This is a genomic window from Hymenobacter sp. BRD128, from assembly GCF_013256625.1.
Classification (GTDB): Bacteria; Bacteroidota; Bacteroidia; order Cytophagales; family Hymenobacteraceae; genus Hymenobacter.
On the sequence record NZ_CP053908.1, the window covers coordinates 2,288,322 to 2,307,768 of the forward strand.

At 63.4% G+C, this 19,447-nt stretch carries 20 protein-coding genes; 12 read left to right on the top strand and 8 right to left on the bottom strand.

The window, feature by feature from the left end; translation table 11 throughout:
* Positions 1 to 28 precede the first annotated feature (28 nt).
* A complete protein-coding gene (locus tag GKZ68_RS10105) occupies positions 29 to 1,810 on the top strand; it encodes an ABC transporter ATP-binding protein (protein ID WP_173118345.1) in 1,782 nt (593 codons plus the stop codon).
* Positions 1,811 to 1,837: 27 nt separating this feature from the next.
* Here GKZ68_RS10105 and GKZ68_RS10110 read toward each other — a convergent pair whose 3' ends face one another.
* Positions 1,838 to 2,743: a prohibitin family protein gene (locus GKZ68_RS10110; RefSeq protein ID WP_173114055.1), complete on the bottom strand. Its 906-nt coding sequence runs from the start codon at positions 2,741 to 2,743 to the stop codon at positions 1,838 to 1,840.
* Positions 2,744 to 2,876: 133 nt separating this feature from the next.
* Here GKZ68_RS10110 and GKZ68_RS10115 point away from each other — a divergent pair, with 133 nt between their 5' ends.
* The 5 genes from GKZ68_RS10115 to GKZ68_RS10135 all read left to right on the top strand — a co-directional run bounded on the left by GKZ68_RS10115 (position 2,877) and on the right by GKZ68_RS10135 (position 7,667).
* The gene (locus GKZ68_RS10115; protein ID WP_173114058.1) at positions 2,877 to 3,656 is read left to right on the top strand and encodes a glycosyltransferase family 2 protein; all 780 of its coding nucleotides are present in this window, start codon (positions 2,877 to 2,879) and stop codon (positions 3,654 to 3,656) included.
* Positions 3,657 to 3,743: 87 nt separating this feature from the next.
* The gene (locus GKZ68_RS10120) at positions 3,744 to 4,211 is read left to right on the top strand and encodes a hypothetical protein (RefSeq protein ID WP_173114061.1); all 468 of its coding nucleotides are present in this window, start codon (positions 3,744 to 3,746) and stop codon (positions 4,209 to 4,211) included.
* 458 nt (positions 4,212 to 4,669) lie between these two features.
* Entirely contained in the window at positions 4,670 to 5,923 is a 1,254-nt protein-coding gene (locus GKZ68_RS10125; protein WP_254244244.1) for a BamA/TamA family outer membrane protein, read from the top strand.
* A gap of 66 nt (positions 5,924 to 5,989) precedes the next feature.
* Complete coding sequence (gene rhuM / locus GKZ68_RS10130) at positions 5,990 to 6,640, top strand: virulence RhuM family protein (protein WP_173114064.1); 651 nt, start codon at positions 5,990 to 5,992, stop codon at positions 6,638 to 6,640.
* A gap of 49 nt (positions 6,641 to 6,689) precedes the next feature.
* Positions 6,690 to 7,667 carry a Ppx/GppA phosphatase family protein gene (locus GKZ68_RS10135; RefSeq protein WP_173114067.1) on the top strand — a complete coding sequence of 326 codons (978 nt, stop codon included), beginning with the start codon at positions 6,690 to 6,692 and terminating at the stop codon, positions 7,665 to 7,667.
* A gap of 85 nt (positions 7,668 to 7,752) precedes the next feature.
* Here GKZ68_RS10135 and ppk1 read toward each other — a convergent pair whose 3' ends face one another.
* The gene (ppk1, locus tag GKZ68_RS10140; RefSeq protein ID WP_173114070.1) at positions 7,753 to 10,092 is read right to left on the bottom strand and encodes a polyphosphate kinase 1; all 2,340 of its coding nucleotides are present in this window, start codon (positions 10,090 to 10,092) and stop codon (positions 7,753 to 7,755) included.
* 242 nt (positions 10,093 to 10,334) lie between these two features.
* Positions 10,335 to 12,020, bottom strand: a complete 1,686-nt coding sequence (locus tag GKZ68_RS10145) for an AarF/ABC1/UbiB kinase family protein (protein WP_173114073.1) — start codon at positions 12,018 to 12,020, stop codon at positions 10,335 to 10,337.
* 174 nt (positions 12,021 to 12,194) lie between these two features.
* On the opposite strand from GKZ68_RS10145, the gene GKZ68_RS10150 reads away from it, so the two are divergent.
* Positions 12,195 to 12,737: a DinB family protein gene (locus tag GKZ68_RS10150; protein ID WP_173114076.1), complete on the top strand. Its 543-nt coding sequence runs from the start codon at positions 12,195 to 12,197 to the stop codon at positions 12,735 to 12,737.
* 38 nt (positions 12,738 to 12,775) lie between these two features.
* On the opposite strand, the gene GKZ68_RS10155 is transcribed toward GKZ68_RS10150, so the two are convergent.
* The gene (locus tag GKZ68_RS10155; protein ID WP_173114079.1) at positions 12,776 to 13,177 is read right to left on the bottom strand and encodes a thioesterase family protein; all 402 of its coding nucleotides are present in this window, start codon (positions 13,175 to 13,177) and stop codon (positions 12,776 to 12,778) included.
* Between the two features lie 14 nt (positions 13,178 to 13,191).
* On the bottom strand, positions 13,192 to 13,944 hold the full coding sequence (locus tag GKZ68_RS10160; protein WP_173114082.1) for a bifunctional 2-polyprenyl-6-hydroxyphenol methylase/3-demethylubiquinol 3-O-methyltransferase UbiG: 753 nt from the start codon (positions 13,942 to 13,944) through the stop codon (positions 13,192 to 13,194).
* 102 nt (positions 13,945 to 14,046) lie between these two features.
* Here GKZ68_RS10160 and GKZ68_RS10165 point away from each other — a divergent pair, with 102 nt between their 5' ends.
* Together GKZ68_RS10165 and GKZ68_RS10170 are read left to right on the top strand one after the other, a co-directional pair.
* Positions 14,047 to 14,208, top strand: coding sequence for a DUF2256 domain-containing protein (locus GKZ68_RS10165; RefSeq protein WP_173114085.1), 162 nt, complete (start codon positions 14,047 to 14,049; stop codon positions 14,206 to 14,208).
* Between the two features lie 25 nt (positions 14,209 to 14,233).
* Positions 14,234 to 14,629, top strand: coding sequence for a hypothetical protein (locus GKZ68_RS10170; RefSeq protein WP_173114088.1), 396 nt, complete (start codon positions 14,234 to 14,236; stop codon positions 14,627 to 14,629).
* Positions 14,630 to 14,660: 31 nt separating this feature from the next.
* On the opposite strand, the gene GKZ68_RS10175 is transcribed toward GKZ68_RS10170, so the two are convergent.
* Together GKZ68_RS10175 and GKZ68_RS10180 are read right to left on the bottom strand one after the other, a co-directional pair.
* Positions 14,661 to 15,524 carry a molybdopterin-dependent oxidoreductase gene (locus GKZ68_RS10175; RefSeq protein WP_173114091.1) on the bottom strand — a complete coding sequence of 288 codons (864 nt, stop codon included), beginning with the start codon at positions 15,522 to 15,524 and terminating at the stop codon, positions 14,661 to 14,663.
* 27 nt (positions 15,525 to 15,551) lie between these two features.
* Positions 15,552 to 16,259 (bottom strand): cytochrome b/b6 domain-containing protein, encoded by a 708-nt coding sequence (locus GKZ68_RS10180; protein ID WP_173114094.1) that lies wholly within the window; start codon positions 16,257 to 16,259, stop codon positions 15,552 to 15,554.
* A 210-nt stretch (positions 16,260 to 16,469) separates the two neighbouring features.
* Between GKZ68_RS10180 and GKZ68_RS10185 the strand changes: the two genes are divergently transcribed.
* The 3 genes from GKZ68_RS10185 to GKZ68_RS10195 are packed head-to-tail and all read left to right on the top strand — an operon-like array spanning position 16,470 to position 18,163.
* Positions 16,470 to 17,237: a thioredoxin family protein gene (locus GKZ68_RS10185; RefSeq protein WP_173114097.1), complete on the top strand. Its 768-nt coding sequence runs from the start codon at positions 16,470 to 16,472 to the stop codon at positions 17,235 to 17,237.
* Positions 17,238 to 17,285: 48 nt separating this feature from the next.
* Positions 17,286 to 17,891 carry a sigma-70 family RNA polymerase sigma factor gene (locus tag GKZ68_RS10190; RefSeq protein WP_173114100.1) on the top strand — a complete coding sequence of 202 codons (606 nt, stop codon included), beginning with the start codon at positions 17,286 to 17,288 and terminating at the stop codon, positions 17,889 to 17,891.
* Positions 17,891 to 18,163, top strand: a complete 273-nt coding sequence (locus tag GKZ68_RS10195; RefSeq protein WP_173114103.1) for a hypothetical protein — start codon at positions 17,891 to 17,893, stop codon at positions 18,161 to 18,163. Before GKZ68_RS10190 ends, GKZ68_RS10195 begins: the two co-directional genes overlap by 1 nt.
* On the opposite strand, the gene GKZ68_RS10200 is transcribed toward GKZ68_RS10195, so the two are convergent.
* Positions 18,160 to 19,434 carry an amidohydrolase family protein gene (locus tag GKZ68_RS10200; protein ID WP_173114107.1) on the bottom strand — a complete coding sequence of 425 codons (1,275 nt, stop codon included), beginning with the start codon at positions 19,432 to 19,434 and terminating at the stop codon, positions 18,160 to 18,162. The two genes, GKZ68_RS10195 and GKZ68_RS10200, sit on opposite strands and share 4 nt — an antisense overlap.
* Positions 19,435 to 19,447: the final 13 nt, after the last annotated feature.

Below are 19,447 nucleotides of genomic sequence, written 5' to 3' on the forward strand. Positions count from 1 at the left end.
GCGCAGCATGACGTTCCGCTTTTTTATTATGCAACTGCTGTATTCTTACCTGCGCCGCTACTGGAGCCTGCTCGTGCTAGCCCTCGTGCTGGCGGCCGTCAACCAGATTTTCTCGCTGCTCGACCCGTACCTGTTTCGGCGGTTAGTTGACCACTTTGTGCCGCGCACCGGTGCGGCAAGCGGGCTGCTGGACGTGCCGTTCTGGCCGTTTTTTTGGCAGGCCATCCCCTACATCGGGGCCATGCTGGGCGTGGCGATGGTGTCGCGCATCGCCAAAAACTTCCAGGATTACTACGTCAACGTTATCACCCAGCGGCTGGGGGCGCGCATGTACTCCGATGGCCTGCGCCACTCGCTCGATTTGCCCTACCAGGTATTTGAGGACCAGCGCTCGGGCGAAACGCTGGGCCGCCTCCAGAAGGTGCGTATCGACGTCGAAAAGCTTATCCAAAGCTTTGTCAACGTGCTGTTTACGGCCGTGGTGGGCATCATTTTCGTGATGTGGTACGCCATTACGGTGTACTGGCCCATTGCGCTGGGCTACTTTCTCACCATCCCGCTGCTGGGCATTCTGAGCTTTGCGCTGAGCAAAAAAATCAAGGTCATTCAGCGCACCATCGTCGCCGAAACCACGGCCCTAGCCGGCTCAACCACCGAAAGCCTGCGTAATATCGAACTCATCAAAAGCCTGGGGCTGGCCCAGCAGGAAACCGAGCGCCTAAACGGCATCACCACCAAAATCCTGAAGCTGGAGCTGCGCAAGGTGCGCTACCTGCGCTCGCTGAGCTTCGTGCAGGGTACGTTTGTAAATCTGCTGCGCAATATTATCATCTTGCTGCTCTTGTACTTGCGGGTGCAAAACCACATCAGTCTGGGCGAATTTTTCTCGTTCTTTATCTACTCGTTTTCCATCTTCGGGCCCTTGCAGGAGTTGGGCGCCATCATCGGCACTTACCGCGAGACGGAGGCTTCGCTGGGCAATTTCCAGCAGATTCTCGACACCCCGCGCGACGTGAAGCCCGCGCACCCACAGGAGGTGGGCCGCATTCAAACGCTAGCCTTCGAGCATGTCACGTTCAAGCACCTCACGGCCCCGGCCCCGGCCCTGTCCGATATTTCCTTCGAGGTGAAGGTTGGCGAAACCATTGCCTTCGTAGGGCCTAGCGGCTCGGGCAAAACCACGCTCGTGAAGCTGCTGGTGGGCCTCTACCCGCCGTTGGCGGGCGGCATTCTCTACAACGGCATTCCGAGCCAGGACGTGGACCTCGACGTGCTGCGCGAGCAAATCGGCTTCGTAACCCAGGACACGCAGCTGTTCGCCGGCACCATCCGCGAAAATCTGCGCTTTGTAGCCCCGCAGGCTACTGACGAAGAGTGTCTGCGCGCCCTGCACCAGGCGGCGGCCGATACCTTGCTGGCCCGCGCCCCGCAGGGCCTCGACACGGTGCTCGGCGAGGGCGGCGTGAAAGTGAGCGGCGGCGAAAAGCAGCGTCTCAGCATTGCGCGGGCGCTGCTGCGCCACCCTACCCTGCTGGTGTTTGATGAGGCCACGTCGGCGCTCGACTCGCTCACGGAGGAAGAAATCGGCCGCACGGTGCGCGAGCTCTCGGGCTCGCGCCAGCACATCACGGTGCTCATTGCGCACCGGCTAAGCACGATTTTGCACGCCGACCGCATCTTCGTGCTGGAGCGCGGGCAGGTGGCCGAGGCCGGCCGCCACGCCGAGCTGCTAGCCCAGAAAGGCCTGTACTACGCCATGTGGCGCCAGCAGATTGGCGAGCGCAAGGAGGTGGCAGCCGTGGCAGGCTAGGGTGAGGCGCCCGCCCGAACAAAAAGCCTACTTATCCCCAATCAGCAGCTGCGCGCCGCTGGCCTTGCCCATAATAATGACCTTGGCATTGGGCGAGGTGGCGATGGCCTGCTGGGCTTTGATGCTTTCGTACTGCAAGAGCTTGTCGCTCAACTCGGTGTTCACGATGCGCTGGTAGTCGGCAATGCCCTGGGCCTCGACGCGCTTGCGCTCGGCTTCCTGCTTTTCCTTTTGCAGCACAAACTGCATTTTCTGGGCGTCCTGCTCGGCCGAAATCTTGCTCTCGATGCTGGCCTTCACCGACTGCGGCAGCTGGATGTTGCGAATCAGGAGCTGGTCGAGCTTGAGGCCGTTGGCGTTAAAATCCTTCTCGATGGCGGCCAGGATGCGGGTCTGAAACTCCTCGCGCCGGGTCGAGTACAGCGCCACCGCGTCGTAGTACACGGCATTGTCGCGGATGCGGGTGCGGGCAATGGCGCGCACGATTTTTTCCTGATAATCCTCGCCGATGGTGGACAGAATTTTGGGCGCCTCGCTGGGCACCACGTGGTAGAGCACGGTGAGGTCAATCACCACTTCCAGCCCATCGGCCGAGAGCACCCGGATGGCATCGTCGCCGACCTGCTGGCCCTCGGTGCGCACCGCCGACATGGTGTAGTTCTGGGTGCGCGTGTCGAAGCGCGTGACACTCACCAGCGGGTTTACCACGCTCAGGCCGGGCTGCAGCACCCGGCCCTCTACCTTGCCAAATAGCGTTTGCACGCCCACCTGCCCCACCCCCACCTGCACCACCATGCTGGATATAGCGCCCAGCAGCAGCAGCCCAGCGCCCAGCGCCAGCAGCCCGCCGCGCCACCGCGCAAAGCCCTCGGAATAGCGGTTAGCATTAAGGCCCAGAATGAGCACGATAAACCCTAGAAAAAGCAGCAGCATGGGAGGAAAAAAAAGAAATGCGCAGTAAAGAACGTCAGGCCGGCCAGCTTTTAATCGCTGAGGGTCAGCGCGGCATTACGCCGGCAACTGCTTTAACACAACTTTTCGGCCCCAGCACCCGAATGAAGGCCTGATGCACTTTACCGTAATTACCCCTAGCCACCGGCGGCGCGACCTGCTGCCCGCAACCATTGCCAGCGTGCGAGCTAGCATTGCGGACCCGCTCGACTTCTCCTTCGAGCACTTCATTTACCAGAATGGCCCCGACGACGGCACCGCCGCCCTGCTTGCCGAAGCCGCCGCCCAGCCCTACCCGCCCCTGCGCCACTGGCAGCACCCTAGCCGGCAGCGCCCCGGCTTTGCCCGCAATGCGCTGAGCCAGCACGCCCCCGCCGGTGCCTGGCTGCTACCCCTCGACGACGACGACCTGCTGCTGCAACGCACCCTCTACCACTACGCCGCCCAAATCGAGGCCCACCCCGGCCGCCCCTGGCTCGTGGCCGACTTTCTGCGCGTGGATGAGCACGCCCGCTACCTGCCCAACGAGGATTACTACGCCTGGCAGTTCGACTCGCCCACGGCTATGCTCACGGCCATCTTCCGGGCCGAGCACTTCATTCAGGGCAACGTGTGCTATACCAAGCAGTTGCTCGACGAGGTGGGCGGCTACGACGCCGAGCTGGCGATGGCTGAGGACCTCGACCTCTACGTGCGCTTTTTGCTGGCCGGGCACCTGCCCGTGGTGTGCCCGCACATCAGCCACCTGCACCGCTTCCACGCGGCCAATACCAGCCAGGGCGTGGATGCCGCCAAGCACAACGCCGACCTGCGCGTCATCTACGACAAGTATGCCGGCCGGCTGCGGGCGCTGGGCATCGCCGCACCGGCCAGCCAACAATGCGCTGGTTTATAGCGCAGTCAGCCGGGTTCAACTGGCTGCAGCCACTGTTTAACGATGCGGCGCCCAGGGCAAATTTGGGCGAAGGAGATTTGTGGACTTATGCGCCAGAATTCCTTCCCCCGTTGCCTGGCAAATGCCAGCTGCGCCACGGCCCTGCCGGGCGAGCCCAGTGCTACTACTGTGGTTCATGTGCTGGACATAGCCTGCCAGATAGGCAAGCTGCGCGATTTTATGGGTGATGCCCAGCAGTGGCTGCCCTGGACTATGCCCGCGCTGCAATCGGTGCAGCCGCTCCCGTTTGGCCAGTGGCTGCTCAAAACGCCGCGCCACTTGCTCAAGCTGCGCCGCTATCCTGCCCCCACCCCCGATGAGCTTTACTACGAGCTGGTGCTGCCGGGCCTGGGCAGCTGCCAGGCGCTGGTGCACCTGGGAGCCACGCACCGCGGCTGCCAGCTAACGCTTACGCTGCAACGCCGCCAGCACCTGCCGCTGCCCGCCTTCACCACGAGCGCGCACCACACCTTCAGCGGCCTCCAGACCCTTAAGCTCGTGCTGGAGCAAGACTAGCCCCGGCCACCGCGCCGCCCGCCTGGCTAGCCCCGCTTGTTGCTGATAAGCCCCAAAGGTCCTTGGGTATACCTGGGGGCCATTGGGCATAACCGCCACGCTACTTCTGCACGTTTGTTCTTATTTCTTTTTACGCGCTGGGTTCTTTCCGCTGGCTAGCCTTTGCTACGGCGGCGTCTCCGTGCGCCGATGGTCGAAATGCTATGCTCCAGCTCCTACCGGGTACCGCCAAAAAAACGGCCTGGTGCCATTCGGGCTAGGCTACCGCATCGACAAGTAGCGCCCGCTAGCCCGGCTGGCCGACGTAGTCGGCCGGCTGGCCGATAGTTTGCCTCGCCAACGCGGCCCCCGTTGAACCTTTGCCTGGTTCCAGAGTCTTTGGAGTTCAAACGCTCGGGCGCTGGTACTTTGGCAGTGTCGACTGGGCGGCAGCTGGCTTTTGCAACTACTTGGCTCACGTGTACTTTACTTTCTGGCAGCAGGTGCTGCGTTATACGGGCAGCTTGGTGGCTATGTGCCTGCTGGCTCACCTCGGCTTTGCCCAGGTAGTGCCCCCGCCCGGCCTGCCCCCGGCCGACGCTTCCCTCCCGCTCGACGTGGCCGACGTGCTGCATCGCGTCAACCACCGCATTCCGGCCCACGACTCGCTGGGTTTGCAGCGCGGCCACCACATGCTGCTGCTGGTACCGGTGGTGGGCTACTCGCAGCAAACCAGCGGCGTGGCCGAGCTGGCGCTCGATATAGCGTTTCAGCGGCCGGGAGCTAACGTATCGACCGTGGTCGGCACGGCCCAGTATACACTCAAAGACCAGCTGATTTTTATGGTGACGCCCTCGCTGTGGCTGCCCGAAAACACCTGGAATTTTGTGGCCGACTGGCGCGTCATGCGCTATCCGCAGAGCACCTACGGCCTGGGGATGTATACCAGCACCACCGGCGGCGTGGTGTCGATGGACTATAAATACCTGCGCCTTTACCAAACGGCTTTCCGGCGGGTGGCCCCGGCCTGGTACGTGGGCCTGGGCTACCAGCTCGATGACCACTGGGATATCGTGAGCCGCAATAGTCGCCGCGAGGTGGCCAGCATCTCGCGCTACAGCTACGGCGTGTCGAACCGCTCCCTTTCATCGGGCCCGGTTGTCAGCGTGCTGCACGACAACCGGGGCAACGCCATTAACCCGCAGGGGGGCTATTTTTTCAATGCCCTGTACCGGCCCAATTTCAAAGCGCTGGGCAGCGATACCAACTACCAGACGCTGCTGCTCGAAGGCCGGCTGTACCTGCACCCCTCGCCCTACTCCAGCAATATCCTGGCGCTGTGGTCCTACAACAACTTCACCCTCAACGGCAACCCGCCTTTCCTCGACCTGCCCGCCACCGGCTGGGATATGTATGGCAACACCGGCCGGGGCTTTATCCAGGGCCGCTTTCGGGGCAAGAATTTCATGTACGGCGAGGCCGAGTACCGCTTCGGCATCACCCGCAACCACCTGCTCGGCGGCGTGGTATTTGCCAATGCCCAGAGCGTAACCGAGCTCAGCGTGACCCACGGCCGGGTGCAGGATGGCACCTTCGAAAAGGTAGTGCCCGCCGTGGGCGGCGGCCTGCGCATCAACCTCAACAAAGCCTCGCGCACCAACCTGGCCATCGACTATGGCTTTGGCTTCGACGGCTCGCACGGCATCTCGCTGAATCTGGGCGAGGTATTTTAGGCTAGCCCTCGATTAGTATTAAGACAGGCTATATCTTGCTGATTTACTACCCTAGCCAGCCGCCGCATGTCGCCCGCCACTACCGACGTTCTCCTTTATCAGTCGCCCGACGGGCAGATGCAGCTCGACGTGCAGCTCGACCACGATACCGTGTGGCTCACGCAGGCGCAGATGAGTAAGCTATTTGAGACTACCAAACAGAACGTTAGCCTGCACGTTCGTAATTTATTTAAGGAGAACGAACTAGCTGCAAAGGCAGTTATCAAGGAATCCTTGACAACTGCCGCCGATGGCAAGTCCTACCGCACTAACTACTACAACCTCGATGTCATTATCTCCGTCGGCTACCGCGTAAAGTCGAAGCGCGGCACCAGCTTTCGACAGTGGGCCACGCAGGTGCTGCGCCAATATCTCGTGCAAGGCTACGCTTTGAACGAGAAGCGCTTACGTGAAAGCCAGCGCCAGCTAGCCGACCTCAAGCGCCTCGTACAGCTGCAAGCCGAGGTGGCTAGCAGCCAAGAACTCACCGCCGACCAGTCGGACGCGCTGCTACGTATCCTGGGCGACTACGCCCGCGCCCTCGATGTGCTCGACCAGTATGACCACCAGCGCCTGCGCGTGGCCCGCGATACCGTGGCGCCGGCTGCCGCTGCCGGCTTCGAGCTAACTTACGAAAGCGCCCTGCAGGCAGGCGACGCTGGTAGTCAATCTCATTAACGGCGAAAACTAGCGCCGCTGCGCAAACCCGCATTCCTACCTTTGCCCGATGGAGTATCAGCTGACCAAGCTCGCCGCCATCGATATTGGCTCCAATGCCGTGCGCTGCCAGATTTCGGCAGTTTTGTTCTTTCAGGGCCGCTACCGCCTCAAGCGCGTCGAGTACGTGCGCTACCCGCTGCGGCTGGGCGAAGACGTATTTGCCACCGGCGAGATTCCGGCCCGCAAGGCCGATAAGTTCGTCAAGTTTCTGCACTCGCTCAAGCTGCTGATGGAAGTGCACGAAGTGTCGCACCACCTCATCTGCGCCACCTCGGCCATGCGCACCGCCGCCAACGGCGCGGCCGTGGCTCAGCGCGTGAAAGACGAGCTAGGCCTTGATATCCACGTTATTGACGGCCAGGCCGAAGCCTCGTACATCAACCGCGTAATCGAGCACGTGCTCGAAGACAACCGCCACTACCTGCATATCGACGTGGGCGGCGGCAGCACCGAGTTCAACATCTACCACGACCGCCGCAAGGTGGCCGCGCAGTCGTTCGAAATCGGCTCCATCCGGCGCATGCAGCAGGAAGAAAGCGGCCGCACGGTAGAGGAAATGAACGGCCTGTGGCAGCGTATGGAAGTGTGGGTGCGCGAAAACGCCCGCCGCTACCACGTCACGCGCGCCATCGGCACCGGCGGCAACATCAACAAGCTCTACAGCATGTCGACGGCCGCCCCTAACCGGCCCATCACGCGGCGCAGCGTGCAGGCGCTGCTCGACCGCCTCGGTGGCCTGAGCATGAACGAGCGCGTGAACGTGGCCATGCTCAACCCCGACCGTGCCGACGTGATTGTGCCCGCCGGCCACATCTACCTCGCGGCTATGGACTGGGCCAACGTCAAGAATATGATAGTGCCCGACATCGGCCTGAAAGACGGCATGTTGCAGGCGCTGTTTGAGCAGTATTTCGATGAAATCAGCCCCACCGTGCACCCAAGTATTTTGCCGGTAGCCGATGTAGAGAATGGGCCGATAATGTGATAGCAACTCAAACCATGTAAAACAGCCAGACCTGCTGCGCCTCGCGTAGCAGGTCTGGCTGTTTTATTCCCGGCACAATCAATGGCTAGCCTTCATCCACCACCGTGGCGGCGATGTCGGTTTCGTGTTCTACTTCAATTTCCATCAGCGCCTCACCCTGGCCAAAATCGTCGGCGCCCTCCTCCACTTCCGGAATAATGGAGGCGGCTTCGGCCGCGTCAGCTTCGGCGGCGGCTAGCTGGCGGCGCTGGGCAGTTTGGTCATGCAGCAGGGCTAGCAGGCCCTCGGGCGTGGCCTGGGCCAGCTGCGCCTCGTCGGGGCGGCGGTAAAATTCGCGGTGGATGTTCAGGGCCGGCTCGCCGGGCGCGGGGCGCTGGCAGATGTAGGCACCATCCTCGCGCATGAGGTAGCTGTTCTGCGTATCCAGCAGGTTGAGCTGCAAGATGTTAATGGCCTCACGGCGCAGCTGTGGGTTGGTAATCAGAAACAGCGCCTCGATGCGGCGGTCGAAGGAGCGCACCATCGCGTCGGCCGAGCCAGCGTAGAGCCGCGCTTCGCCGCCGTGGTGGAAGTAGAACAGGCGGGCGTGCTCCAGGTACTCGCCCACGATGCTTTTCACCTCAATGTTTTCGCTCAGGCCCGGCCGGCCCGGCCGCAGGCAGCAAATGCCGCGCACAATAAACCGGATGGGCACGCCGGCCTTGCTGGCCTTGTAAAACTCGTCAATCAGCTCCCGGTCCTCCAGCGAATTCATCTTCATCACGATGCCGCTGGCTAGCCCTTTCTTGGCATTTTTGGCTTCCTCGCGCACCAAGTGAATGAGCTGCTGGCGCATGTCGCGCGGGGCCGTGATGAGGTACTCGTAGTCGTCGGGCTGCGAGTGGCCGGTGATAACGTTGAAAAACTCCGACACGTCGTGGCCATACGTGTCGTTGGTCGTCAGCATACTCAGGTCGGTGTAGAGGCGCGAGGTTTGCTCGTTGTAGTTACCCGAGCCGATGTGCACGTAGCGCGTCACCTTCTCGCCTTCCTTACGGATAATCATCAGCATCTTGGTGTGCGTCTTGTACTTACCCACGCCGTAGATGACGAAGCAGCCGGCCTTTTCGAGCCGCGCACCCTCCCGAATGTTGCGCTCCTCATCGAAGCGCGCCTTGACCTCAAACAGCACCGACACGTGCTTGCCGTTCTCGGCGGCCTTGAGCAGGGCGGCCGTCACGCGCGAGTCTTCGGCTAGCCGATAAATCGTCTGCTTAATACCCAGCACCTGCGGGTCTTCGGCGGCGCGCTCCAGCAGGCGCACCACGGTTTCGATGCTGTTGTAGGGGTGGTGCAGCAGCACATCGTGGTGCTTGAGATACTCAAACATATTCTCCTCGGCGCCCTCGGGCAGGCTCTGGGGCTGCACCGGCGCGGGCAGCTTGGCACCCTTACCCCGGAAGCTGGGGTAACGCAAAATCTGGTTAAGCCCTTTTAAATCAAGCAGAATGGGAATGACAAAAATGTTGCCGTTGTCGATGTTCCAGCGCTCGCGCAGGATGTTCATCAGGTAGGGCGAGGCGTCGGGCTCGACCTCCACGCGCACCACCCGGCCGCGCTTGCGGGTTTTGAGGCCGGTCTGGATTTCCTTGATAAAGTTGCTGTCGATGTCCTCCGATTCTTCCAGCGTGAAGTCGCCGTTGCGGGTAATGCGAAACAGGTCGGCCGACAGAATATCGACGTTGCGGAAGAGCTTGGGCAGGTTGGCCCGCACGATTTCCTCGATGGGCACAAATACCACCCGGTCTTTGCGCGTGATTTCAAAGAAGCGCGTCAGGTTTTGCGGAATCTGCACGAAGGTGAGGCGCTCCTGGCCCTTCTCCACGTCGGGCGCAGCGGGCAGCGGCGCGGCGCTGGCTAGCCCCGCCTCGCGCGTTACCACCCCAAACGTCAGCACCTGGTTGATGATGAGCGGAAAGCCGTGGTACGAGTCGTAGACCATCGGCGTGAGCAGCGGAAAAACGGTGTTTTTGAAGTAGCCTTCTACCTTTTTCAGCTCAATCTCGGTCAGCTCCTCTACCCGCTTGATGCTGAAGCCGTTCTTTTCAAACTGCGGCTTCAGCTCGTTCAGGTACGTGAGCGACTGGTCATTGACGAAGCGGTGCGCAAAGTCGAGCAGCTTACGCCGAAAGGGCAGCTCGCGCAGGCCCGAGTAATCGACGCGCTCCTTGCCATAGTCGAGGTAATTATACAGCGAGCCCACGCGAATCATGAAAAACTCGTCTAGATTCGAGCTGGTAATGCTCAAGAATCGTAGTTTATCAAACAGCGAGCGGCCAGGGTCCTTGGCCTGGTCGAGCACCCGGTAGTTGAAGCGCAGCCAGCTCAGGTCACGGCTGATATACTTGCTTTTGCGGATAAGGTCGGCAGACTTAAAGAGCTTCATGAATCTCGGATTTTCGGATTTAAACGGATTTTGCGGATTTTGCGGCTAGGCTTCGCCTAGCGAAGCCGCTGCAAAACCGCCGAAGCCGCTGCCGAATAAACAAAATAACGGCGCACACCGGAGAGGTCTGCTAGGCTTGGTAAAAGAATAACGTGCGGCCCGCCAAAAACGACGAGCGCAAGCGCCTATGGCCTTGCTTCGGGGGCCTGCACCTACCCAACCCGGCAGCCGGGCTAGCCGGATTACTCGCGCCGCACGCGCTGCGGCATGGTCAGCAGCAGCAATAAAAACAGGCCCGCCCCCAGGCTGTACCACGTAATGACGGGCAGCCCCCGGTAGTACGGCATTTCGGCCGGGTAGTGCCCTAGCAAACTCAGACCCGCAAACAGGATGCTGGCCAGCAGCAGCAGCGCCAGGATGGTGCGGCCCACGAGCTGGTCGGCCTTGCGCAGCAGGCTGGTGTAGCCGCTCAGCTCCACCTTCACGCGCAGGTCGCCCTTGCTGATTTTGCGCATTATCTGGCGCAGGTCGATGGGCAGCGTCTGGAGCAGGGCCAGCAGTTGCGTGCCCGTATACTCGGCCTCGGTAAGGATATTCTCGGGTGAGTATTGCTCCCTGAGAATGCGGGCGCCGTAGGGCCGCACAAACTCGAAGGTGTTAAAGCGCGGGTGCAGCACCTTGCCGATGCCTTCGAGAATAACCAGCGCCCGCAGAATGAGAAACACCGCGCCCGGCACTTGCAGCTTGTATTGATAAATAATACCTTGCAGCGAGTCGGCCAGGTCGCTCATGCTCATATCCTGCACGTCGAGCACCGAAAAGTCTTCGATGAGCAGGTTGAGGTCGGCCTCGAAGGCGCGCATATCGGGGATGTCGCTAGTCAGCGACAGGCGCCGGAAGTTGAGCGCCATGCTGCGCGCATCCTGCCGGGCCATGCCGATAAACACGCCCGCGAAAGCGTATTTCTGCTGCTTGGTGAGCTTGCCCACCATGCCGAAGTCGATGAGCACAATGGTGCCATCGGGGCGCACCAGCACGTTGCCGGGGTGCGGGTCGGCGTGGAAAAACCCGAACTCGAATATCTGGGTCAGGTAAATATCCATGCCCGTTTCGGCCACGGCTTCGGGGCTCAGGCCCCAGGCCAGCAGCTGGGCTTTGTCGGTTATCTTACAGCCATTTACAAATTCAATAACTAGGATTTTAGCCGTGTTCAGCTCGCGGTAGGGCTTTGGAATATAAAAGCTGGTGTAATTCTCGTAGAGCTTGCGCAGCTGCTCCATCGCGCGGGCCTCGGAGGTGTAATCCAGCTCCTTGGTCATGCTGCGCTCGAAGGCGTCCACCACGTCCTGCGGGTTGGCCAGGCCCTGGTTGCGCAAAAACGTGCTGGTGAGGCGCACCAGCTCGTGCAGCAGCCGCAGGTCGCCCTCCACTTTTTCGCGCACGCCGGGCCGCTGAATCTTTACTACTACCTCTTCGCCGCCGTGCAGCCGCGCCCGGTGTACCTGCCCGATGCTGGCCGAGCCGAGCGGCACATCATCAAACTCGCTGAAGACCTCCCCGAGCGGGCGGCCCAGCTCGGCCTCGATAAGGAGGCGCGCCTCCTCCGTCGGAAAGGGCGGCACGTTGCTTTGCAGCTTCTCAAACTCGTCGATGAGCGCCTGGGGCAGCAGGTCGGCGCGGTTGCTCAGAGCCTGGGCCAGCTTGATGAAAGTGGGGCCTAGCTCTTCGATTATCAGGCGGATGCGCTCCCAGCGCGTGGTTTCAAACACCGGGCGCTGGTCTTCTTCCAGCCAGCGCAGGCGGCGGCTCTGGCTCACGAGGCGGCGCAGGGGCGTAGTCGTCACTACGTCTTCGAAGCCGTAGCGCAACAGCACCTCGGCTACCTGCCTAATCCGGGTGAGGTTGGATATCGTATTTTTAAATAGCACGTATTAAGGAGCTTAAATCAAATGGCCGACCAGCTGGCGCGGCATTGCACGAATTTTGCTGGGCTAGCCCCACGTGCCGCCCGCCGCAAAGGAACACGCCCGCCGCTGATTGTCAGCTCCGTGCTGGTTTTTTAGGCTACACTATGCGCTGCCCCCATCCCACCCACTCGCTCTATGAACAATCGCTTACACTTACTTATTGAGCAGCTCGACCGGGCCACCGAGCAGGCCCTGGCCTCGGCCGAGGCGCTGGGACCGCGTGCCTACGTGCACCCCGTGCCGGGGCAGTGGGCGGCGGCGCAGGTTATCCATCACCTGCTCACGGCCGAAAAAAACATTGCCGGCGCCCTGCGCCACGCGCTCACCACCGACCACAGCAAGTGGCAGCTAGCCTCGCTCAAGCACAAGGTGCGCGCCCTGCTGCTGCGGCTGGCGCTGCGCGGGCCGGGCCTGCGGTTTAAGGTGCCGCCCACGCTGCCGCCGCCGCCCGACCCTACTACCCTCGCGCCGCTGCCCCAGCTGCGCGCCGAGTGGGCGGCCGTGCGCCGGCAGCTCGAACAGGTGCTGCACGAGTTTCCGGGTACCAAGCTCAACCACACGGTGTTCCGACACCCGCGCGCCGGCTGGCTCACGGTAAGCCAAACGCTAGCCTCCATCCTCGACCACACGCTGCACCACCAACAGCAGCTCAACCGCATCAGCAAGGTACTGAAGTGAGCATGAACAATTTCTCAGGCTCACTTCTGCATTCTAAGCTACACGGCCAGCGCCTGCGCCAGTTCGGCGGGCGGTACGGTGAGCTTGCGGCGGTCGAGGTCGAGCCAGGCGCCATCGACGGTCACGACGGCGGCCACCCGGCCATCGGCCTTGCTGATGGTGTGCTCGATGGTCCAGCGGGCACCGTCGGGCGTGCCGGCGGTTACGCGGCCAGCTACGGTTATCTGCTCGCCGCCGTGCAGCTCTTTGAGGTACTTGGTTTCTTCGCGGAAGAGAATGGGGCCCAGCCGCAGCTCGGCAAATTTCTTTACGTCGAAGCCCAGGCTAGCCAGCCAGTGCACGCGCTGGTCGGCGGCAAAGTCGGCGTAGGCCGAGTGGCGCATGTGGCCGTTGGGGTCGAGCTCGGCCCAGCGCACGGTATACGTTTGGCTATGAGTCATTAGCTTATTTTGCATTAATCAATAGCCGGCCCGAAGCCGCCGGCCAGGGTAAGGCGCACCAGGTATTGGCCGCCCTCGTCTTCGCCCAAAAACTCGACCTCGTAGCCGGCCTGGCGGGCCGCATCTTCCAGCAGGCTCGCATCGATAAAGAGCCAGGGAAACGGCTCGCCGGTCTGGCCTTTGTACTGAAAGGTGTAGGTGACCTCGCCGTAGTAGGGGCCGTTGAGGTTGAATACCAGCGCCCCGTCTTCATCCTCATATAGGTAGCTGATGTCGGACGAAGTGCCCAGAATCTGGCCATCGGGTGCGAGCAGAGTGCGGGCGTGGGCCAGAAACTTATCGAGCCCTTCGAGCGTGCCGGCTAGCCCCAGGCCGTTCATGAGCATCAGGATGGTATCGTAGGGACGCTCATTTTTGGCGCGCGGGGCCATAATGTCGTGCTGCGCTGCCTGCTGCACGCCGCGCGCCTGCATCACCTGCACGGCGCCGGCCGAGTGGTCGAGGGCGCGCACGTCGGCAAAGCCCCGGCTTTGCAGCTCCAGCGTGTGGCAGCCGGCGCCGGCGCCCAGGTCGAGTACGCGGCCCCGGCATTCGTCGAGGGCCTGGCGCTCCAGCTCGGGCATGGCCAGCAGGGTGCGAAAGAAGTAGGCGGCGGGCAGCTGCTCGTCGTCGGCGGCGCTGCACTGCACGGTGAGGGCAGCGTTGGAATGGCCCTGCTGGTAGTCGAGCAGGGCTTGGCCGATAAGGTCGGGGGCGTGGTGGGGCATAGGAAAGGCGCAGTGGGCATAGCCAGCGCAGCGCTTTTAAACGTAAACGGCCCGGGGCCGGCCGGCAAAGGTCCGGCACTTTTCGCTTTTCACTTCCCGCCCATGGCTGCCCAACTCAAAAAAGGCCAGTTGCCCACCAAAATCTGCGCGACCTGCGGCCTGCCCTTCGAGTACCGCAAGAAGTGGCGCAACAACTGGCCGGAAGTGAAATATTGCAGCGAGAAATGCCAGCGCAACAAGCCCGCCGCGCCGCCTTCTGCTTGATTTCCTTACCAAACACCCGCCCCCGATGGCCTCCAACCTCGACTACCTGAACCCCGACCTCCAGCCCCTGGTGGAGAAAGTAGAAGCCTACCTAGCTGCCAAAGAAGACCTGCGCAAGCTCACCATTGCCGAGCGCAACGAGGCTACCCACGATGCCAACGTGGCCACCTCGGCCCAGGAATTTGAGCAGCGCCCGCCCACCGGCTCGTTCGACCAGCACGCCGACGAGCTGGCCCTTCAGCACCAGGATGCCCAGCAGGCTATCGACCAGCTCAGCCAGGCTATTATCGGCCTGCTGCCTACCCGCGACGAATGGGTAAAAGTGAACCTCGGCTACGGCCCCAGCCGCGTGGGTGCCTGGCGCGTGCCCAACCCCGATGGTTCGGGCACCGAGCACTACGAAGTGCGCGTGGTGATGTAAGTAGCGCGGACTAAAAGTCCGCGCTACAGCTTTAATGGCCCGCGTCCCAGTCGTAGCCCTGCTCGGCCCAGTAGTCGGCGGGGCGCTGGTCGGCGAAGGCGATGGTGCCGATGCGCTTGAGGTGCTTGATGCCGTACTTGAGGGGCGTGACGAGGCGCAGCGGCGCGCCGTGCTCCAGGCTCAGGGGCTGGCCGTTTATCTCGTAGCAGAGCAAGGTTTGGGGGTGAATGGCGCTGTGCATGTCGAGGCCCACGTAGTATTCCTCGTCGGGCGTGACGAGGCTGACGTAGGGCGCCAGGTCGGCCGGCGGGTTGGCACTGTCCTTGACGGGCTGGCCGCTGCGGCTGGCTAAGGGGTACTTGGCCAGAAAATCGGCGAAGCGCGCGCCGGCCCAGTTCACGATAATGCTCCAGCCCTCGATGCACTTGAGCTGGGTCGTCAGCTCGATGCGCGGCAGGGCTTTGATGTCGGCCAGGGTAAATTCCTGGGCTTTGCCGCCGCCGTAGGGCTGCACCACCAGGCGCCAGGCGGCCAAGTCGATGTCGGAGTTCAAGCCGGCATCGCCGTTGGTGCGCACCTCGCGCACACCCTGGCTTTTGGCAAATTCGGGGGCCAGCCGCGTTTCGCGGAAGTAGGCGGCCGAGAGGCGGCCGTTGGCGTCGAGCACGCGCCGGAAGGGCGCGGGCGTACCGTCGGCATCGGGGCGGCTGAGCAGGTAGCGCCAGCCCAGCACGCCGCCCAGGCCGGCCAGCCCCAGGCCGATAAACGAGCGCCGGGTGCGGCGGGTGGCCTCGCGCTCGACGGCCGAGCCGGGCGGCAGCGTCAGGTTTTCACCATCGGGCGACACGTGTGGCGGGATGGATTTTTCGGATGCGGGCGTGGGTTCCAGGGCCATAATACGGGTAAGCTAGCGGGTAAACAATCAGGCCTGCGTATCGGGTGCGCGCTGGGCCAGCTGGGGGCTAGCCGCACCGGCGGGCACGTCTTCCACCTCAAAGCCGGCCACCATCGAGCGGAAATTATTCCAGCCGGCGCGGCCCACCTGCGCCACGTGCACAATAAAGAAAAGCACGTAGCCAATGGTGAGCACGAAGTGCTCGACGCGGGCCGCCTCGTAGCCGCCCAGCCCCTGCGTGAGCCACCCAAACTGCGTGGGCTTGTAGATGGATAAACCCGTCAGCAGCGAACCCAAACCCATGACAATGACGGCGGTGTAGGCAATGCGCTGGGCGCCGTTGTATTTCTGCACTAGCGGCGCGGTTTTGCGCAGGCCCAGGTCATGGAGCGTCACTTCAATGGCCTCGCGGAAGGAGTGGCGGTTGGGCAGCAGGTAGCGCCACTCGCCCGATATAAGCGTATAAAGCACGTACAGTAAGCCATTTAGGAAAAATACCCACATCAGCAGGAAGTGCCAAGCCATGCCTTGGGCCAGCTTGTGGTCGAGGTGGGTGGCAGCGTAGAATGACTGCGGGAAGAACTTGTAGAGCGTGGTGCTGCCCCAGCCGATGCGGTAGATGTCATTGGCCCAGTATATCCACAGCCCGCTCCAAATCATGAGCGCCAGCACCGGAAAATTAACCCAGTGAAACCAGCGGATGGCTAGCGGGTGCTTCTCGACGAGTTTTTTCATAAAAATGTGGAAGGCAAGTGCGCGCACGAAGGTAAGCCGCCCGGTACGCAAGGCCGGTAGACGCCGCCCGGCGCCGGGCCTTACACGCCGAGCGCATTTTTTCTTAAGTTACCGAAAGTTTTCGGCGGCGCGTAAGGTTTGGAGGCTAGCCGCGTCTGCCTCCCTGGCCGGCGGGTAGCCGGGAGTGCTCACTTTTCAGTTCTTGCTTTTATGAAACTGCTGCTAGCCGCCCTTGGGGGCGTTTGGGGCCTCACCAGCCTTACTTCACCCACCGCGCCGCCCACCGGCGCGCCCGTGGTAGTCGAGCTGTTCACGTCGGAAGGCTGCTCCAGCTGCCCGGCCGCCGATGCTACCCTGCGCGAGCTGGAAAGCAGCCAGCCCGTGGCCGGTGCCGAAATTATCGTGCTGGGCCAGCACGTCGATTACTGGAACCGCCTGGGGTGGAAAGACCCCTTTTCGGACCCGGCCTACACCGCCCGCCAGGGCCAGTACGCGGCGCGCTTCGGCAGCGGCTCTTATACCCCGCAGGCCGTGGTGCAGGGCCGCACCGAGCTGGTGGGCAGCCGCCGCGCGGCCCTGGTGGCGCCCATTGGGCAGGCAGCGCACGCCCCGCTAGCCACCGTGAGCCTGGCGGGCGGCCTCGGCGGCCAGCCGCTGCGGGTGCGGGTGGCCAGCCTGCCAGCCGGCACCGGCCCGGCGCAAGTGTTCTTATTCATCACCGAAAGCGGGCTGGCCACGCAGGTGGGCGGGGGCGAAAATAAGGGCGAGCTGCTGCACCACGCCTCGGTAGTGCGCAGCCTGCGCCCGCTGGGCACGGCGGCGCCCGGCGCCGCTTTTGAGGCTAGCGAGCCCCTGGCGCTGGCTTCCGGCTGGAACCCGGCGCACCTGCGGGCCGTGGTGGTGGTGCAGGCGGCGCGCACCCGGCAGGTGGTGGGCGCGGCGGCGCAGCCGCTGGGCGGCGAGTTGGCCCGGCAGTAGCCCCGTAGTTGGTGTGCGCGGCGCATTTTCTTTCGCTTTTCTTTCCTTGTGACGGCCTTCTCCCCCGCTGCCTCGCTCGACCCACCCCGGTGGCCCGACCGCTACGGCCCCGAGCTTTACCGCTTTGCCTACCGCCGCGTGGCCGACCCCGACGCGGCGGCCGAGCTGGTGCAGGAAACTTTCCTGAGTGCCCTGGCCGCCCGCGCCAGCTTCCGGGGTGAGGCCTCGGAGCGCAGCTGGCTATTCGTGATTTTGCGGCGTAAGCTCGTCGATTTCTACCGGCAGCAGGCCCGCCAGCCGGTGGTATCGCTGCCCGAAACCGACCTGGAAGATGCTGACAACGGCCCGCTCTTTGGCCCCGATGGCCACTGGCTACCGGCCCACGCGCCCCAGCCCTGGCCCACCGCCGACGAGGCCCTGGAGCAGCAAGAGCTGCACCTGATACTAGCCGCCTGCCAGCGCCGCCTGCCGCCGCGCCAGCAGCTGGTATTTGCCCGGCGCTTCGTGGAGGAAATCCCGGCCGAAGAAGTCTGCCAGGAGTTGGCCCTGTCGGCGGCCAACTTCTGGGTGCTGGTGCACCGGGCCAAGCTCAGCCTGCGCCGCTGCCTCGAACGCCATTGGCTAGCCTCCCCACCCCCTACCGCTGCTCCCTGATGCTCTTCCTGCCTGCTTTCGTGCGCGACTGCCGCACCGCCACGCGCCTCATCGAGCGCCGGGCCGATGCCGCGCTAGCCCCCGGCGAACGTTTGCGCCTGTGGGCGCACCTGCACCTGTGCGTGTATTGCCGCCGCTACCAGGCGCAAAGCCAGCTGCTGGCCCGCCTGGCACGGGGGCTGGCCGGGCCGCCCGCCCCCGTGCCGGAGGCGTGGCTAGCCCGCTGGCGCGCCCAGCTTGCGGCGGCCGATGAGGGCACGGCGCGCGGCTAGGGTTGCTTGTAGAGCACGCCGCCCTTCATCACGAATTGCACTTGGCGCAGAGCCTGCACCTGCTGGGTGGGGTCGCCGGCCACGGCCACGAGGTCGGCGAGCAGGCCGGCGGCCACCTGGCCGCGGTCGGCGAGGTGGAAGATGCGGGCGTTGCCGCTGGTAGCCTGGCGCAGCACTTCGAGCGGCGTAAAGCCGTAGTCCTGCACCAGCAATTCCATTTCGCGGGCATTGTCGCCGTGCGGAAACACGCCCACGTCGCCGCCCATCGCAAACGTGACGCCCGCCTGGCGGGCCGCCTGCACGGCGCGGTGCTTGTCGAGGATGCGCTGCGGGTCGGGGTCCTGGCCTTTTTTCCAGCCGCGGTACTGCGAGATGGCATCGGAGGCGGCCACCGTGGGGCACAGCGCCACGCCGCGCTCTTTCATCAGCTTGAATACTGCGGGCGTGCCGCCGTCGCCATGCTCGATGGTTTCGACGCCGGCCAGGGTGGCGCGGCGCATACCCTCGGCAGTACTGGCGTGGGCCACCACGCCGCGCCCGGTGGCGCGGGCCGTTTGCACAATTAGGGTAAGCTCTTCAACCGAATACGTAGGCTGGGCCGAGCCGCCGGGGCCCCAGCGGTAGTCGGCGTACACCTTCACCACGTCGGCCCCGTGGCCGATTTGCTCGCGCACGGCCCGCACCAGGTTATCGACGCCATCGGCCTCCTGGGCACCCTGCGGCAGGTCCTCCACGGCCGCCAGGTGCGGGCCGTAGCTGCCGGTGGCCACCAGCGCCCTAGTAGCCACCAGCAGGCGCGGCCCCGGAATTACCCCTTCGTCGATGGCCTGCTTCAGGCCCACATCGGCGTAGCCGGCCCCCTCGGTGCCGAGGTCGCGGGTGGTCGTGAAGCCGGCCAGCAGCGTTTTTTGGGCGTGCACGGTGGCACGGGCCACGCGCAGGGCCAGCGGCTCGGTGAGCACCTGGTCGTTCCAGCTGGTTTCGTTGTAGGGGTGCAGCAGCAGATGCGAGTGCCCCTCGATGAGGCCGGGCAGCAGCGTGAGGCCGGGCAGCTCCAGGGTGCGCGCGCCGGCCGGCGCCGCGAGGCTAGCGGCCGGGCCGACGGCCGATATTTTCTGGCCCTCTACCAGCACCGCCCAGCCGGGATGCAGCGTCTGGCCGTCAAACACGGCGGCGGGGCGCAGCAGAGTAGCAGTGGGTTGGCCAGGCTGCGCAGGGCTAGCCAGCGGCAGCAGGGCTAGCCACAGCAGCAGGTATAAGTATTTTTTCATCAGAAATCGTTTT